Here is a 16,857-nt window from a genome sequence, read left to right on the forward strand (position 1 = left end):
AATGAAAAAAATTATTAGATGCAAACAGATTTTTACAGAAGAGGGGCTTCTTAATGGGTATCTTGTGGTCTCCGATGGAAATATTGTAAAGGTAAGTGAAGGTGTACCTCAAGAAGATGAGATGCAGGGAGCAGAGTACTTAAGTTTTGAGGAGGGAATGGTTATCCCAGGGCTTGTGGATACTCACTGCTTCTTTATGGGGAAGTACTTTCAGGAGTATGGCGAGGACTTTAATGGATTTGGTGCGGAGGAACTGATGCTTGATATTATGAACCGTACTGATAAGAAGCTGCTTCTTGGCAGAAATGTCAGTGAGGGAGCCTTTCGGACGATTTGTCACAAACCACTTCCCAATGAATACCCAATAGTCATTTACCATGAGTCCTTTGAAGAGATGCTGGTCAATGAGGAAGCGGAGAGATGTTATGCGGTCCATACAGGATCTGTGACAATGGAAGGATGTGTGCATCTCATTGAAGAAGCCATGAAAGATGAAAAGCCTTTTTTGACGGCTTATGAGAACCATTCAAAGAAACTTCTTTCAAGAGGTGTAACTTCTGTCAAAGAGATCATTTTTGATCAAGGATTTGGCTATCTGGAGTCTCTGGAGATGTATCGGGTAAAGATGGGTCTTCCTATAAGAATGTCCGTTGTGAGCCAGCCTGTAGCAAAACCTTGGGATATATCCTGGGGAGTTCAGATGAAGGAGAAGTATCAAAACAGTGATCTTCGGTTCTATGGCTTTAACATGATGCTGGATGGGTCCATGTCTCAGGAGGAAGCACATCTTAAAAACAATTATCTGGGAAAGGATTATTCTGTGCGTACCATGCCGGACTATACGAAGGCGTATACTCTGGTAAAAGAAGCGGATGAGAAGGATCTTGCAGTATCTCTTCATGCCCAGGGCGGAAAGGCAGTGGAGGAAGCGGTGAGAATTTTCGCTACCATGAAAAAGGATGAGAGCGGAAAACTTATTAACAGACACAGCATGACAGATCTTGAGATGGGAGAGCATGAGGAGTTCAGGAAAATGACTGAACTAGGGATACAGGCGGAAATCTACCCTCAGATACAGAGTATTTATGAGGACTGGAATGGAAAGATTGAGCAGATAAAAGGACATGCGGGAGACGAGTACCATAAAATCTGGAACCGAAGGGTTATGGTTTCAGAAGGAGTGACAATCTCCTGTGCGACAGATCTGCCTCTGCTTTTCCCAAGTCTTCCGGAATCCATATATCATGGATGTGGTGCTTTTCTTGGTGCTTCAGATGAACCATTTGTGGGGGAGAATGCCATGGATCGGAAATCGCTGATTAAGGCTTGGACACAAGGTGGAATTACAAACCTTTATGGAAGTGAGGAGAAACTTGGAAAAATCCAGGAAGGCTATGAAGCTGATTTGGTGATTTATGACAGGAATCTTCTGAGTGAACCTTACGATACGGTTCGGGATGCTGAAGTGCTGCTGACGATTTCCAGAGGAGAAATTGCCTTTCAAAAGGACCTTGGTACATACTGAAAATTCACCTTATGATTGATTTTCCCAGATTATTCAATAGGAGAGAAGGCTTCTTGTTCCAGGGAAGCGAATAATATCATCTGTGTAATCTAGAAAGATTCATAAGCGGATAGAGAAACAAAATGGGAGTAAAGTGAAAGAATTTAAGAGCTGTCAGAATGCACGATAAATTGAATTTCTTGAAAGTACTTGAACTATCCCCTCATGAAAATAGTTGAGAAACCTCTAATTAAAATACTCATTCGATTTGCAATACCCTTGATGGTATACTTTAATATCAATTTGTATAGCTAGGAGTGTGCTGATATGTTATGGACTGAAAAGTTATTTAAAGTGAAAAAGCCAATTATCGCGATGCTGCATCTGAAGCCATTACCAGGAGATCCACTATTTAAACATGGGGATTCTATGAAAGAAGTCGTAAAGTATGCCATGCAAGATTTGAAAGCTCTACAGGAGGGAGGAGTAGACGGTATTCTCATATCTAATGAGTTTAGCCTTCCCTACGAGAGAAAAATGAGCTTTATTACGCCTGCCGCAATGGCGAGAGTCATCGGTGAGCTGATGAGTGAGATTCATGTGCCTTTTGGAGTCGACTGCATATCTGATGGATTGGCTACAATAGAACTTGCGGCTGCTGTAAATGCGGACTTTGTCCGTGGAACGTTCAGTGGCGTATATGTGGGAGATGGAGGACTTTACAATAATGATATTTCTCAGCTTCTACGAAGAAAGGCAGCGTTGCAGCTTGATGATTTGAAGATGCTTTACTTTCTGAATCCTGAATCAGACGTAAATCTGGACACAAGAAAATTGAGCAGCATTGCGAAATCACTCATTTTTAAGGCAAAACCGGATGGCTTTTGCATCTCGGCTTCAGCTGCCGGTGCAGAGGTAGATTCTGAACTGATGAAGCTGGTCAAAGAAGCCTCAGAAGAAACCGCAGTGCTTTGCAACACAGGAGTACGTCCAGATACTGTCAGTGAAAAGCTTCAATATGCTGATGCTGCGGTAATTGGCACCTATTTTAAATATGATGGCTATCTATTTAATTCCGTAGACAAAGAACGTGTTCTTAAACTCATGGAAGCAGTTAGGGAATATAGAAAAATTTCAGAGCTGTAAATAATGAAAAGACGTGTGCATTTCCGCAGATAGATGTTTCAAGGGAACAGACTTTGAAGAGTGCATAGTGGAGATTGCATTGGAATCACATCAGTTACAAGGGGGAGCATCTTGAAGTCATATTTTATTGGGATAGATACGGGCACTTACGAAAGTAAAGGAGTGCTTGTTGATGAAGAGTTTAATATCATAGCAAGTCATTCAGCGGCTCATGGCATGGAGAATCCAAAACCAAACCACTTTGAGCATGATGCGGAAAAAGTGTGGTGGCATGATTTCTGTGAGATATCGAAAGCGCTTCTTGAGAAGTCAGATATTGACCCTAAACAGATCAAGGCTGTTGGTGCGAGTGCACTGGGAGCTGATTGTCTTCCAGTAGATGAAAACTGTGTTCCACTTCGGAAAGCTATTCTGTATGGAATAGATTCCCGTGCGGTGGAGGAAATGAAGTGGCTTACAGAGTACTGGGGAGAGGATCAGATCATTGAGTGGTTTGGACGGCCATTATGTTCCTCTGATGTCATGCCCAAGATACTGTGGATCAAAAACAATGAACCTGAAGTATACCGCAAAACGTATAAGTATCTTACTGGTTCTTCATACATTACAGCAAAGCTGACAGGTAATTATACTGTGGACAGGTTTTTAGGACTTGCGTCCTTTAATCCGCTCTATCACAGAGATGGATCCCCCAATGAGAGAACATGCGAGCCAATCTGCAGACCAGACCAGCTTGCAGCAGTGATGAACACCATTGACATCGCAGGTTATGTCACTGAGAAGGCAGCTGCTGAAACGGGTCTTTTTGAAGGGACACCGGTAATAGTCGGGACGGATGATGCAGGTGCGGAAGCAATCAGCACAGGAGTACTTCAGGCTGGAGATATGATGCTGATGTTTGGTTCAAGTCTATATATGATTCTTTGTACTGACAGGCTTGTAAACGATAACAGGATTTGGCGCGAGGAGTTTATCATTCCAAATACTTACGACATATCTGCCGGTACAAATGCAGCAGGAACAATCACAAGGTGGTACAGGGACAATCTTTTTGAGGACTGCCTGAAATCTGAGCGTGAGACTGGACTGAATGCATATGAATTGATGATGGAGGGTGTAGGCGAAATTCCTGCCGGATCAGAGGGACTGATTACACTGCCTTATTTCGCCGGAGAACGGACACCTCTCAACGACCCATTTGCCAGAGGAATGATTTTTGGTTTAACACTGAAACATACAAAAAAGCACCTCTACAGGTCTGCACTGGAATCCATAGGATATTCCATTGGACAGCACTTTTCGATTTTCGAAGAACACAAGGTGAAGATAAATGCGATTATGGCTGTTGGCGGTGGCACAAGAAATCCTGAATGGATTCAGATGGTATCTGATATAACAGGGAAAGAAATAGCTACAGCTGCAGTTACAATCGGAGCCTCTTTTGGAGATGCCATGATGGCCGCGATGGGGATTCAGTTTTTTAAAAGCTATGAAGATATATCCAAACTAATCAAAAAAGGGAAAATATATAAGCCTGACAGCGAGAAGCATGAAATATACAAGGGATACCAGAGAATTTTCGATGAGCTTTACTTAAGAAACAAAGATCTCATGCATATGGTAAATGATCTGGAGAAATAGAGTCTCAAGATAACTGTCACTTGGAACAGGCTTCCGAGGGTACCATATCTTCGGAACAGCATGGAAGTCGATCAAATGGAGTAAAAGGAGTTAAGTATGAGAGCAGCAATGATCGGGGATAATTGCATAGATTATTATGAGAGACTTGGAAGGTGGTATCCTACTGGAAATGTTGTGGATACCGGTGTGAATATGAAAAAGCTGGGGATGAATGTGTCCTTGATCAGCACCACAGGAACGGACGAGCATGGGAAGCTGGTGGTTCGTACATTGAACGAACTGGGTCTTGACCTGTCACACCTTACCATAAAAGAAGGGAAGACAGCAGTAACCTATATGGATTTGGTAGATGGTGAGAGAATTCATGGGGAGTATATGGAAGGTGTACTGGAGAATATGGAGTTCAGTGAGGAGGACATCCGTTTTGCAGCTAAGCACGAGCTGATCCATAGTGCCTTATGGGGGAAGGCTGAAAATATTCTTGGGGAAATTCGAAAGAAAAGCCAGGGAATCTTTAGCTTTGACTATGCTGACAGAATGGAAGATCCCATTATCCGTATAACAGAACCCTACGTAGATTATGGATTCTTCTCCTATCATTCCGGGCGGGATCCGTTCATAGAGGGTTTTCTGAGAGAAAGAGTTTCAAATGGTATGAAACAGGCCATTGCCACTCTAGGAGAGAAAGGAAGCCTTGTATATGATGGAAAAGAATTTTACGAGTATGGGGTATTTCCCTGTGAAGTAGTCAATACCATAGGCGCAGGCGACAGTTTTATTGCTGGATACTTATATGGTGTTCTGAATGGAATGTCTATAGAAAAGTGTCAGGAAACTGGAACACGACTAGCTTCTGAAGTAATTGGTGTTTTTGGTCCATGGACAGAGTAGAGGAGTGGATGATATGAAAATCGGATTATTTACAAGTGGTTATCAGAGAAATCCATTGGAGCATGCATTTATTGATGCGAAGAGATTTGGTTATGACTATATTGAGCTTTGGGGTGGAAGACCTCATGCATTTGCGCCGGACCTTAAGAATGGAGACATCAACCTCATCAAATCTTTGATTGAGAAATATGATGTTCGAATTCTTGGCTATACTCCGGAACACAATGCGTATCCCTACAACTTTATGAGTGGCACTGAAGCCATGAGAAGAGACTGTGTTGAATACCTGAAGCTGTGTATGGATATGGGAAAGGAAATGGGGGCTGAGTTCACTATGATCAGTCCAGCCCATGCAGGCTATGGTACAAGATATGATGAAATGTGGCATAGGCTTACGACTACGGTAAGGGAATTGGCGGACTATGCGGAGAAAATTCAGCATACGATCGTTGTGGAGGCATTAACTCCTTATGAGACGAATGTGGTGAAAAGTGCTAATGATCTGGCTCGATTGTTCGATCAGGTGGATTCACCCTATGTTGTGGGAATGTGTGATATCGTACCTCCTTTTGTCCAGGGAGAAAGCATCATGGCCTATTTTGATCTGTTAAAGGACAAGATGAGACATATGCATATCATTGATGGGAAAAATGGAGAGGATACACATTACCTGCCTGGAGAAGGGGATATACCACTTGCTGAGCTTCTGTCTGAGATAGAAGCCTATGGGTATGAGGGGGCTGCAACGATTGAGCTTGTGACTAGCTATATCAATGAACCAAGACTATATGCGAAAAGAGCCATTGATCAATTAAGAGCATTGATGGAGAGGAGGTAATCATGTTTATTGACATGCACGTCCATCCGGATTTTTATCAGCCGATTAGTGAGGATGAGACAACCCTTGAATTCAGACATGAGTCGTTAAATATCCATCTTAATGGAATAGCACCTTTAGAACATATCTACAACCAGATGAACTGTGCCGGACTTGACCAGTTGTGCCTCCTTGGCAGTGACTACAGCTCATCACAGGGACGTCCTGTGGTGAGCAATGAGGAAGTTGCCTTACTTGTGGAGCAGTCCCAAGGAAAGTTCATTGGATTTGCAGGCGTGGATCCTTATAGAGAAGACGCAAGTGAGGCGCTTATTAATGCATTCGAAACGCTTAAATTACGTGGCCTTAAGCTTAATTTGAGCAAGCTTAAGCTTTTTCCGATGGATGAAAGGCTTGTTCCGCTATATGAGATCTGTCTGAAATATAATAAACCGATTATCTTCCACAGCGGAATATCTCTGGAGCATGATACGGAAATGAAGTTTTCCAAACCACTGGAATTTGAACCGGTAGCTCAGAAGTATCCGGATTTAAGGATCTGCCTCGCTCACTTTGGATGGCCATGGGTCCAGGATACTGCAGCTATGATGCTGAAGTACAGGAATGTCTATACAGATACTGCGCTGCTTTATTTTGATAGTGCCATGGAGTTTTATAGGCGAGTCTTTACTCATGATTTGGCTCTTACTTGGATTGATCGGAGCTTAAGGCACCAGATCATGTTTGGCAGCAACAATCCAAGATTTGAACAGATCAGAATGGCAAAAGCCATAGGAGAACTGGGATTGCGAGCGTCCACACTTGAACTTATCATGTCTCAGAATGCACTTGTTTTCCTGGGCGAGAAGGAGGCGTTAGCATGGTAGAGCACCACTTCATTAAACTTCTAACAAAACAATACAACGAATGGATTCTTATCACGGACGAGCTTAAGAAGATTTGCAAAGAATCCAAGGTTCGAAATGGTATCATGTATGTGATTTCAAGACATACAACAACAGGTGTGACTGTGAATGAATCTCTGGAGTGTCTTGAGAGCGACTTAAGTGATATGTTGGACAGACTTATTCCTGAGGATTTTCCCTATGCTCATGCAAGAATATTGTCTTCTTATGGGTCCACTGCAGGAAACCCTACCGGTCATCTGAAAAGCCATCTGACAGGAAATCATTGTGTGTTACCGATAATAGATGGAACTATCTCTAAGGGAGATGCCCAGGACATCTACTTTTGCGAGTTCGACGGACCAGCGTCCAGGACCATCACAGTGACCATAATTGGAGAATAGGAAATTTTGTTTATAGGATTCCTTTTATTGGATTTTCTGCTCTTAAAGAAAGGATAAGAAATTCTGTTGATTCCGATATTTCTGGGATAAGGCAATTAACTTCTGCTTTACCTGGAAAGTCTGCGGTAATTTTGAGTCATTCATACAAGGAGATTTTATATGGAGAATATTGCAGTCTTAAGTGTTCAGTATGTTCAATACAGTTTTGAGTATTTTCTGGAGTCCATGGAAAAGTGTGGTGTGAAGAATATTGAGTTCTGGGGAGCGATACCCCATTACTGCAGCTTAGACTACAGCAGGGAGGAAGCTAACAGGGTTCTTAAGAAGATTAGAGAGAAGATTGAAGATAAAGGGATGAAGGTGATTTTATATACACCTGAAACCCTGGCCTATCCTTACAGTTTTTCACATCCAGGTGAAAGTGTTCGAAATCGTACGATCAAGTATTTTGAAGATGCGTTTCAGGATGCTACTTCATTGGGCACGAAAAGGGTATTCATAAACTCCGGTTGTGGGTTAAGAGATTTGGATAGAGAAGTATCCTGGAAGTACGCGGTAGATACAATAAGAAAAATCTGTATTGCTGCCCAGCAATATGATGTGGAACTTGTGCTGGAGCAGCTGCAGCCTTACGAAAGCAATCTGGTATGTTCACTTGCGGATATTGAACGGATGATTGAAGATGTGGGTTGTGAGAATTTGAAAGTCTGCTTGGATGTGGTTGCCATGGAAGTGTCTGGTGATACCGTAGATGAATTCTTCCATGCTTTAGGTGATCGTATTGTGCATATACATCTGGCTGACAGCAATCATCAGATTTTGGGAGAAGGAGAGTATCCTGTAAAAGATTATCTTAGCGATATTGAAAAGAATAAATTTCGAGGATATATGTCACTGGAAATCAATGATTCAATCTACTGGATGGATCCTCATGACTCAATCAGGAAGTCCATTAAGTATTTAGAAGAATATGAACGGAATATATAGTGGATGACACCGGGAAGAATATTGTGCTCCCCCCTGCATGAGTTTAACTCTTACAGAAAATCAGGTGTTTATATCATATGTATAATGAGAATCGGAAGGTTCTCTTTTTTTGAAGGTATGCATATCTATCTTATTAACTCATATTTTTGATGTAGCGGTTAAGTATAGAACTTTACTAGTGCTTTTTCATTGAGAGAATTGGTACCATCATAAACTTAGGGAACGGTTCATCCTGCTTTTTTATATAAGCCCTTATTTTCAACTTTATCTATACCTTGTGCTAGCATACTCATAGGTTAATTCCATGCGCTCAAAGTTGTTGGTTGGATGGATGCCTCCTAATATAATTTAAGATTTCAGTTTAGATAAGCAAATGAAAGAGTTATAAATTATACAAGGCTAATGATGTTACCATATACAGAACCAAGAAAATGGTAAGAACAGATTTGAGACTACTGCAATCTGAAGAAGCATCCTTGATATGTGACTTGTTAATTATAAGCCATTTCTGGTTAAGCAGCAGGGTAAGGGGTCGGCTACATGCATGGAACCAACATGCTGAGAATCTATGCAATTACAGACATCAAAGCATTTAGCCGAATAACTGAAAGAAGAGGCATCCAAGTAACAAATAACACTAAACAAGAATGCAGGATCAAACTATCGCCACATTAGCTTTTATAAACGGGAGTTGAGGTGGCGGTTGTTCTTTCAGTCATTTATTAATAACAGCTGATATTAATGTTACGCATCAATATTCTGGTACAATAAGGGTATAGAAAAGATTGCGGAGTGGTTGTATGAAAAGCAGGACATATATCGAAAAGTATCAGAAGAAGACAATAGAGCTCTCTGACATTATCCTTAATTCCTCAGAGAGTTATGAAGAGGTAGCAGACACATTGAGAATACTGGTTGCAGAGAATTCTTTGGCTCCGGTAAAGGCCTCTGGCCTCAACGGTAGAAGACCAGCGCTCTTTAATCGCTATAAGATGATTGTAAAGAAGAAGGACTATGCAGAAGCTCTTGTAAGTATCAAGATGCTTCACCCAAAATTTGACCACCAGTATTATCTTGACCATCCAGACCTGTATCTCGCTCTTGAAGAGGAGATCGAAGCTCTCAGCAGTTTTCTTTGGAAGAGACCTGAAGAGCTTCTACATCCCATGTCAGTCAATGAACGCTCCTTCTCCATATTCGGTAAGGAGAAACTTTTGAGGTCCATAGAGCGTCAGTTTGCAACTTATTTCAAGCTGCAGAATTTCAGTTTTATGGACCTCAACACCTATCCTACTCCTGAACCATTCTTTGAGTACATACATCCAAAGACCGAAAACGGAGAAATACTCATCATAGAGAACAAGGACACCTGGTATACTTTGCGGAAAATCATGAAAGAGGATAACTTGTCAGTTCTTTTTGGCATTCCCTTCAAAGTGCTCCTCTACGGGGAAGGGAAGAAAATTACCAGACAGTCTGGAAGACTTATGGAGTACCAGGAAGAAGTCCTGAAAGAGAAGAGACACACCTTCTACTACTTCGGAGACCTGGACTATGAAGGGATATTCATATACCAGGATGCAAAGGATAAGAATCCGGAAGTGGATATAAGGCTCTTCACAGATGCATATGAGACCATGATGACAGAAGTCCTTCATCGGGAGTATCCAGAAACCAGAGACCATAGAAATCCAAGAGCAGATTTGGAGACATTCTTAAGTAACTTTAGTGAGGCCAGTCAGGAGAAAATAATAGGTATTTTGGAGAAGGGGCTGTATATCCCACAGGAAGTATTAAATTACAAGATCCTGAAGTCCAAAATGAAAGGAATTGAGCATGTTTGAGTTCTTAGAAGGTTTCCACCAGAGAATGCAGCTCATTGGCGTGGTGGATGCCTTAATCAATAGAAGAAACAAGAAAGCGGAACTTGAGAACCCCATTGGGGACAAGGAATTTGAAAACCTCATCTTCTCCGTTTTGGTCTTTATCATGGAGAAAACCCTCACAGAGGAAGAGGAATGCACCATAAAGACCATATCAGGTTTTGTGGAGAAGATTATTACAGAGAACTACATTTACCCAGGGGCAAGAGACCAGGCTCTTCCTATCACAGAATACATCATCAAGACCATCCTGCAGTTTGATGGAAAGAACACATATTACCCGGTGATGAACTATGAGACTGCTGAATGGTCTCAACTACGCATTAAGCTTCTAAATGAGAAAGTGGAGGACCGTCCTCAAGGCTATGTGAGTATATATTCCCTGACAGACCAGGGGTATGATTTTCTTTTCCGTACCAAGGAAGTGGATAGTGAGCTCAGCTTCTCTGTGGAAGAGTTCAAGCTCCGTGAACTTATTAAGAGAAAGAACTACAAGAAAGCACTTCAGCAGAGCAGCAGCCTGGTCCAGATGGTACGCCAGAAGAAAAGAGATCTGGAGCAGTTTATTCAATCTGCAAGAGGCAACATACAGGATCTGGATCTAACAAAGTTTGATGAACTCATATCAAGCACATATAAGCTCCTTCTGGAGGAGTACAAAGCATTAGGAGATATTGAGAACCTTGTCCGCAAATCAGAAGAGAGGATCCGGACGGACTATGGCCTCCATGGCGAACTGACACCAGATCTTAAGAAAGCACAAATGGAACTTAAAAAAATCCAACAGAACCTCTCCTCTGCAAGAAAAGAACAGATGAACCTTATTAATGAGCGGGAAGGATCCTATAAGATACTAAAATCCACATTGGAGGAAAGCTTCCAGTTCACCACGCAAAAAAGGTTCGACTTTGAACAGGAGATTTTGATGCCAATGGAAAAGCTAAGCGAGGACGGTGCCAAAGGACTATGGCGACTGTTTACCCCGCTATTTCATGTGGAACCCTGCAGACATCTCCCCATAAGCCTGTTATATAAACCACAGGGGAAACTAACTGATGAGGAATCCACAGAAGAAGTGGGAATCCTTGTGGAGGAAATTAAAGATGATGTGGAAAAAGAACACAATGAGAAAATCAATAGGATCTATCTCAAAATCCTTCTAAACATTGTGGAAGAAGCAGGGAAAAGGGATGGCTCCATTGAATTTAAGATCCTATGCGAAGAGCTGAAGAAAGATGAGGAGACCTTCAGAGCCTTGACCCATGAGAATCTCCTATTTATTACCATCCTGAAACTCTATGAGATGGAGACCTTGGATGTATGTGCATGGCGTGAATCAGAAAAGGCATTTCTCGGAAACATCACAGGGGAATTCAATGTGGACACACTTCTTTATCAGCTTCTTAATACGGGAACAATCTTTGACCAGGTGGACAAGATCATCTTCACTAAAATTGCAAATGACAGTTTTGAAGTGGTTCTGGAGGAGAAGAAGGAATCAATTCTCTACAGGACCAAGGTTGAGCTCGACAATATCAGCATAAAGGTGGTGAACCGCAATGGAAAATATTAGAACAGCCTCGGCAATATTAAAGATACTAATGGAAGATGGAAAACTCACGAGAGCAGCACATAAGGATCTCTTCCTCACCTATATCAGTGAGGTGGAGATAGAAGAGATATTAAATACCATGACAGAAGAACTGGACGCTGAGGTGTTAAGGGTAAACAACAACCTCTACCTAGTACCCTCTCAGGAGAATGAGCTTCTTGGATTTCGCCACAGGGATGCAAGGGAATGGTTCGGTGGAGGGGCAAGGCAAGCTGACGCCTTTCTTGCCTACTATATCTCGGCGGTTATCCTGCATCTCTTTTACGGCGGAAAGAACCGGGATCCTAAGCAAAGAGAGTTCCTCTCACTTGTGCATGTGGTGGAGGAAATCGATCGAAGAGTCTCTGATGTGTTGAATAACAAGGAAAGGGCAGCAGAAGTTGACAAGGAGTACAGCACTAACTTTGAGAACTGCGCACAGGTATGGGACATCAAGAAAGGCCATGAGGAAAACAGCAGGCTCACAACGAAAATGGGCTTTCTGTTAAGAGTGATGAGGCTTCTCAATAATGAGGGGCTAATCCTTATATCAGAAAATGAGAAGGAAATCAGGACTACAGAAAAGCTTGATGACCTGATGCTCCACTATTATCTTAATGAAGACCGGGTCCAGGAAATTGAGAGGATATTCAGGGAGGTAGACAATGCCGAAAATTAACAGAATCCGCATCATCAACTTTTCATATAATGGGGACAAACGTCTGATTTTAGACGAGCTCTTCAATCTTCATCAGGGGGAAGATGCCCTCATAAGCCTGAAGAACGGCGGAGGAAAAAGTGTTCTGGTTCAGGCACTGATGCAGCCTATACTACCTAATGTCAGGCTTCAGAACAGGAAGATGAGTGATTTCTTTGCAAGGAAAAAGCAACCTGCCTATATACTTATTGAGTGGAAGCTGGATGACAATGGCGGTAATTTGCTCACCGGCATTGCCATGATGAACAAAGAAAGCGGCTTCCAGGAGCAAGAGGATGGCACCAACGCTGTAAAATACTTCACGTTCACCAGCCACTACAAACTTACCGATGCAATGGACATCAGACATATTGAACTCACTGTAAAAGATAAGAATAGAATCGTTGTTAAAAATTATGGTGAGTCTCAGAAGTATATCCAGGAAGCCAGGAAAAGACATAGCGCAAGTATCGCTCATTTCTCTGAGAATGATAAGACCGCATATAAGAAACACCTGGAGAGCTTCAATATACATCCGGATGAATGGAAGACTGTGCTTCTTCCTGTAAATTCTGAAGAGGGGGGGCTTATCAAGATATTTGAGAAGTGCAGAACCCCTAGGATGCTTCTTCGGGACTGGATCCTAAATACCGTGAACAAGGTTATTTTTGATGACCAGAATGAAGCCCAGAGCCTTACTGAGATGATGGGAACCCTTGCCCAGTCCATGATCGAAAATGAATCCTATATCCTTGAGAGAGACCTTCTAAAAGGCTTCTCAGACAGACTGAAAATATTGAGCAAAGATGTATGCAATGCTGCCTCAACTCATTCAGAGATGATTGAGAAAGAGCAGGAGCTAAGATCTCTTGAGCAGTTTCTCCTTACAGAGCTGGCTCGACTTGAAAAAGAGAAGGTAGAAGCGGAAGAGGATCTTGAGGAGAAGAAAAAAGAGCTTACCCGAATAGAACAGGAGAAGCTATCCGAAGACTATCATAAGGCAGAAGAGGAACTGGAGCAGCACAAAGCTCTGGCACAGGAGAAGAAGAACGAGTATGACCTTGTGGATGAAGAACATAGCAGAGTTCTCCACAATATAGAGGTCATGGATGCAAGAATGACCTATGATGAAATGGCCGTTCTTCTGGAAAGAAAAGCTGAGATTGAAACGGAACTTAATAGACTTAAGGAGCCTTCTGAAGATCAGGAGAAGATGGAAAGGTTGGCCTATTCTATTAAGGTTGCCTATGAAGATAAGCACAGGGAGCTTGCAGCGAAGCTTAACAACTTGAGAACCCAGCTCATGGAGCACAATGAAAGGAAAGAAGCGAATAGTAGAGAAGAAGAGGAAATCCGAGAATCTGAAAAGAAGGCCATCATGGGAAAAGCCACGCTATGCAGTAGCCTCGAAGCCTTTGAAAAAGAGGAAAAAGGTCTCTTTGATAGTTACAATATAACAGTCCAGAGAAATCTCATGAAGGGCCTCGATGAGAAAGCAATGGAGATACTGACAAGAAACCTTGTGGAGCAGGTAGCTCTTAATCAGAAATCCATGCAGAAGACAGATGAACAGAAAATAAAAGCACAATATGAAGAGGAAACTGTTCTAAAAGAAATTCCCAAGACCGAAAACGAGAAAAATCAGAAAGAGGATCTGCTTAAAAAGCTACAGGAGGATATCAAAGACTTTGAGATAAAAAAAGAAAAACTTCTGGGTATTCTTCACCGATATGGACTCAGTCAGTCGAAGAGATTCCAGAAGGACTATCTACTGCTCATGATGAAGGAGCTTCTTGAGACAGGCCATGAAAGACTCGATGATGTCAAAGAGGAAATAAGGAGCATTGAAAAGAGAATGGCTGCTCTGGAAAGCGGTATTCTGCATGTCTCCAAAGAATTCCACGACCACCTGGTAAATAATGGGATTGAGTTTGATACAGGAGAACATTATCTTCAGAACCACACGGTAGAAATAAGAAGCAGGCTTCTGAAAGAGAACTCACTTCTCCCATACTCTTTCATTATGACAGAAGAGGAGCTTGAAAAGCTCAAAGAAGTGAAACTGGAACATCCTCTTCTGCAGCCAGTGCCCATTTTAACCTATGGAAGTCTGGGGGAACATGACAAGGAAGGATCGGTTCTAACCCTTGGTAATGGCAGGGTAATTATAGTAGAGCCAGATCTCAAGCTTTTTGAGAGTGGAGGGATTGAAAACTACAGAAGCGAGCTTGAGAAGATACTTCAGGTGGAGAAGGAGAGCCGAAAACACTATGAAGAGTATCTGGAGGAGCTAAGGGTAAGTGAAAGATTAGTAGAGGATTTTAGCTACACTGAAACTTTCTACAAGGAGTCAAAGGAAGAGGAAGGCAGGATCCTTAATTCGATAACCTCGCTCCTTGAGAAGGGAAAATCTCTTGAAAAAAGAAGAACGGAGCTTCGCCAGTTATTTATTGACCTGGAAAAGCTTAAGGAAGAGCAGAGGAAGAACCTGGAGGAATCGGAAAAGAAGATCAGGAAATTGGAAGTTCACCTTGCGAAAAACAGGGACTATGAAAGGAACTACCAAAGAGAACAGGAACTTAAAAAAGAACTGGAGCAGTATGGAAAGAAGCTTCAGCAATTGAAAATAGAGCGGGATAAATTTTTTGAGGAGGAGAAGGAGGCTGACAAAGACCTCTCACGCCTTGAAGAGGAGGATCGCATCATTCAGATAGATAAGATGGAGTTTCAAAACGCTTCTGAAAAGATACTGGAGGAAGGAAGCATAGAAGTGCTTCTGGCGATGTACAGGAAATATCAGGAAGAGATCAATGGGAACATTGGAAACCTTGAGAAGGATCTTTCCTTGAGATCATCAGAGCTGAACGGGAAAAAGAAGAAACTCGAAAGACTGGGTATTCCGGCGGAGGAGTATCTAAGGATAAGGTATCTGGAGTCTGAATATGACAGTCTAAGAGCTAATGGGAAAAGACTTAGTTTAGAAAAAGAGGAGAAAGCAAAACGGCAAAATAACGCAGATTTAAAAGTGGCTAAACTCTCGGGTAACTGTGAAACAAAGAGAGAAGACATGAGGAATAAGGGCGTTATGCTTCTTGATCGGGAAGATATTCATGGAAACTACAAGGAGAGGGAAGATAAGTGCAGAACCTCCATGAGAAAGCTGGCAGAGCTGGGAAAAATTCTGGAAAATACCACGAGAAACTATAGGGAAGTCCGGGATAAGATTGAGGATAAGCTCCGTGAGAGTAAAATCAAGGACAACATTAAAATCTGGGATAAGGACAGAGATGTGGAGAAAGGATTCAGGGAAGTTTCAGTGAATCTGCTGTCGCTTCAGAAGAGGCTTACAGATGAGAAGATTGAGATCCAGCAGAATTTAAGAAACTTAAAAGATGACTATAAAGAGAAACATCAGCATCTGACCAGCATACTTTATCACACAGAGAAGACGCATGACAGCGCAGAGAAAAATTCGGAGAAATACTACTATCTGTATGAATACCTGGAAAATCAGCTCGACAATCTTTCGAAGCTAATCAAGATTCAGGAGACGCAGCTTGAGAATATGGAAAGAAGCTTCCACGATGCGGTAATGCAGAGCTATAACCTTGCCAAGGAAATCTATGACCATGTGAATAGGGTGGCTGATGACTCAAGTATTCAGCTGGAAGGCAGAAACCGGAAAGTAAAGATGATTGAGATTCTCCTTAGGGAGCTGGAACCGGAAGAAAAAGGGTTTGAAGCCATGAGGCTCTATATAAGAGAACGGGCAAATGACGTCAAGGAGCAGCTGAAGAGTGGCAAGACCAGGAAAGATGTGAAGGATATGATTTCCAGATTCATGTCCAGCGAAGAGCTGCTAAATGTCATTTCAGATCTTTCGGATCTTCGGATTAAAGCCTATAAGGTAGACATCAATGCCCAGAACAGCAAAGCTAAGGACTGGGAGAAGGTCATGCGGGAAAACTCTGGCGGTGAGCGTTTTGTATCCTTCTTTGCGGTAATGGTTGCCCTAATGTCGTATGCAAGAAATGCAAAAAGAACCACCGAGGATTATAACAAGAAGAATATGGACAGCAAGGTACTCCTCATGGACAATCCGTTTGGTCCCATATCCTCAGACCATCTTCTAAAGCCGTTGTTTGATATTGCCAAGAAATACAATACGCAGCTCATCTGCCTGACAGACCTCAAGCAGAACTCTATTATGAATCAGTTCAAGGTGATATTCATGATGAAGATTGTGCCAAATGTAGCTGGTACCATGGAGTATCTGAAGGTTGAGGAGAGCGCTTATAATGGAGAAGAGGATTTCACCGAAGAGAACTTAGAGATGCTGAACTACTACCAGGAGATTGAGCAAATCAGCATGCTGGATAGCTAAATGGAAC

At 42.2% G+C, this 16,857-nt stretch carries 12 protein-coding genes; all 12 read left to right on the forward strand.

The window, feature by feature from the left end; genetic code table 11:
• The first annotated feature begins 1 nt into the window (after nucleotide 1).
• The 12 genes from J2Z34_RS00840 (at nucleotide 2) to J2Z34_RS00895 (ending at nucleotide 16,850) form a co-directional block, all read left to right on the forward strand.
• Nucleotides 2-1,525 (forward strand): amidohydrolase family protein, encoded by a 1,524-nt coding sequence (locus tag J2Z34_RS00840; protein WP_209457943.1) that lies wholly within the window; start codon nucleotides 2-4, stop codon nucleotides 1,523-1,525.
• 306 nt (nucleotides 1,526-1,831) lie between these two features.
• A complete protein-coding gene (locus J2Z34_RS00845; RefSeq protein WP_209457944.1) occupies nucleotides 1,832-2,650 on the forward strand; it encodes a BtpA/SgcQ family protein in 819 nt (272 codons plus the stop codon).
• Nucleotides 2,651-2,761: 111 nt separating this feature from the next.
• Complete coding sequence (locus tag J2Z34_RS00850) at nucleotides 2,762-4,291, forward strand: FGGY-family carbohydrate kinase (protein WP_209457945.1); 1,530 nt, start codon at nucleotides 2,762-2,764, stop codon at nucleotides 4,289-4,291.
• Nucleotides 4,292-4,387: 96 nt separating this feature from the next.
• The gene (frlD, locus tag J2Z34_RS00855) at nucleotides 4,388-5,182 is read left to right on the forward strand and encodes a fructoselysine 6-kinase (RefSeq protein ID WP_209457946.1); all 795 of its coding nucleotides are present in this window, start codon (nucleotides 4,388-4,390) and stop codon (nucleotides 5,180-5,182) included.
• A gap of 13 nt (nucleotides 5,183-5,195) precedes the next feature.
• Nucleotides 5,196-6,020, forward strand: coding sequence for a fructoselysine 3-epimerase (gene frlC / locus J2Z34_RS00860; protein WP_209457947.1), 825 nt, complete (start codon nucleotides 5,196-5,198; stop codon nucleotides 6,018-6,020).
• A 2-nt stretch (nucleotides 6,021-6,022) separates the two neighbouring features.
• Nucleotides 6,023-6,886, forward strand: a complete 864-nt coding sequence (locus J2Z34_RS00865) for an amidohydrolase family protein (protein WP_209457948.1) — start codon at nucleotides 6,023-6,025, stop codon at nucleotides 6,884-6,886.
• Nucleotides 6,880-7,308, forward strand: a complete 429-nt coding sequence (locus J2Z34_RS00870; protein ID WP_209457949.1) for a secondary thiamine-phosphate synthase enzyme YjbQ — start codon at nucleotides 6,880-6,882, stop codon at nucleotides 7,306-7,308. Before J2Z34_RS00865 ends, J2Z34_RS00870 begins: the two co-directional genes overlap by 7 nt.
• A 159-nt stretch (nucleotides 7,309-7,467) precedes the next feature.
• Entirely contained in the window at nucleotides 7,468-8,295 is an 828-nt protein-coding gene (locus J2Z34_RS00875; protein WP_209457950.1) for a sugar phosphate isomerase/epimerase family protein, read from the forward strand.
• 800 nt (nucleotides 8,296-9,095) lie between these two features.
• Nucleotides 9,096-10,139, forward strand: a complete 1,044-nt coding sequence (locus tag J2Z34_RS00880; protein ID WP_209457951.1) for a Wadjet anti-phage system protein JetD domain-containing protein — start codon at nucleotides 9,096-9,098, stop codon at nucleotides 10,137-10,139.
• Nucleotides 10,132-11,751 (forward strand): hypothetical protein, encoded by a 1,620-nt coding sequence (locus J2Z34_RS00885; protein ID WP_209457952.1) that lies wholly within the window; start codon nucleotides 10,132-10,134, stop codon nucleotides 11,749-11,751. Before J2Z34_RS00880 ends, J2Z34_RS00885 begins: the two co-directional genes overlap by 8 nt.
• Entirely contained in the window at nucleotides 11,738-12,448 is a 711-nt protein-coding gene (locus J2Z34_RS00890) for a DUF6063 family protein (RefSeq protein ID WP_209457953.1), read from the forward strand. Before J2Z34_RS00885 ends, J2Z34_RS00890 begins: the two co-directional genes overlap by 14 nt.
• Nucleotides 12,435-16,850 (forward strand): coiled-coil domain-containing protein, encoded by a 4,416-nt coding sequence (locus J2Z34_RS00895; RefSeq protein WP_209457954.1) that lies wholly within the window; start codon nucleotides 12,435-12,437, stop codon nucleotides 16,848-16,850. The genes J2Z34_RS00890 and J2Z34_RS00895 overlap by 14 nt, the downstream gene beginning before the upstream one ends.
• Nucleotides 16,851-16,857: the final 7 nt, after the last annotated feature.

The organism is Youngiibacter multivorans (genome assembly GCF_017873395.1).
In the GTDB taxonomy this organism is placed as follows: domain Bacteria; phylum Bacillota; class Clostridia; order Clostridiales; family Clostridiaceae; genus Youngiibacter; species Youngiibacter multivorans.

Excerpts from the sequence above, each read along its gene's own strand:
- frlD (WP_209457946.1), top strand. The coding sequence starts at position 4,388 with ATGAGAGCAGCAATGATCGGGGATAATTGCATAGATTATTATGAGAGA.
- J2Z34_RS00845 (WP_209457944.1), top strand. The coding sequence starts at position 1,832 with ATGTTATGGACTGAAAAGTTATTTAAAGTGAAAAAGCCAATTATCGCG.
- frlC (WP_209457947.1), top strand. The coding sequence starts at position 5,196 with ATGAAAATCGGATTATTTACAAGTGGTTATCAGAGAAATCCATTGGAG.
- J2Z34_RS00885 (WP_209457952.1), top strand. The coding sequence starts at position 10,132 with ATGTTTGAGTTCTTAGAAGGTTTCCACCAGAGAATGCAGCTCATTGGC.
- J2Z34_RS00880 (WP_209457951.1), top strand. The coding sequence starts at position 9,096 with ATGAAAAGCAGGACATATATCGAAAAGTATCAGAAGAAGACAATAGAG.
- J2Z34_RS00840 (WP_209457943.1), top strand. The coding sequence starts at position 2 with ATGAAAAAAATTATTAGATGCAAACAGATTTTTACAGAAGAGGGGCTT.
- J2Z34_RS00870 (WP_209457949.1), top strand. The coding sequence starts at position 6,880 with ATGGTAGAGCACCACTTCATTAAACTTCTAACAAAACAATACAACGAA.
- J2Z34_RS00865 (WP_209457948.1), top strand. The coding sequence starts at position 6,023 with ATGTTTATTGACATGCACGTCCATCCGGATTTTTATCAGCCGATTAGT.
- J2Z34_RS00875 (WP_209457950.1), top strand. The coding sequence starts at position 7,468 with ATGGAGAATATTGCAGTCTTAAGTGTTCAGTATGTTCAATACAGTTTT.
- J2Z34_RS00895 (WP_209457954.1), top strand. The coding sequence starts at position 12,435 with ATGCCGAAAATTAACAGAATCCGCATCATCAACTTTTCATATAATGGG.
- J2Z34_RS00890 (WP_209457953.1), top strand. The coding sequence starts at position 11,738 with ATGGAAAATATTAGAACAGCCTCGGCAATATTAAAGATACTAATGGAA.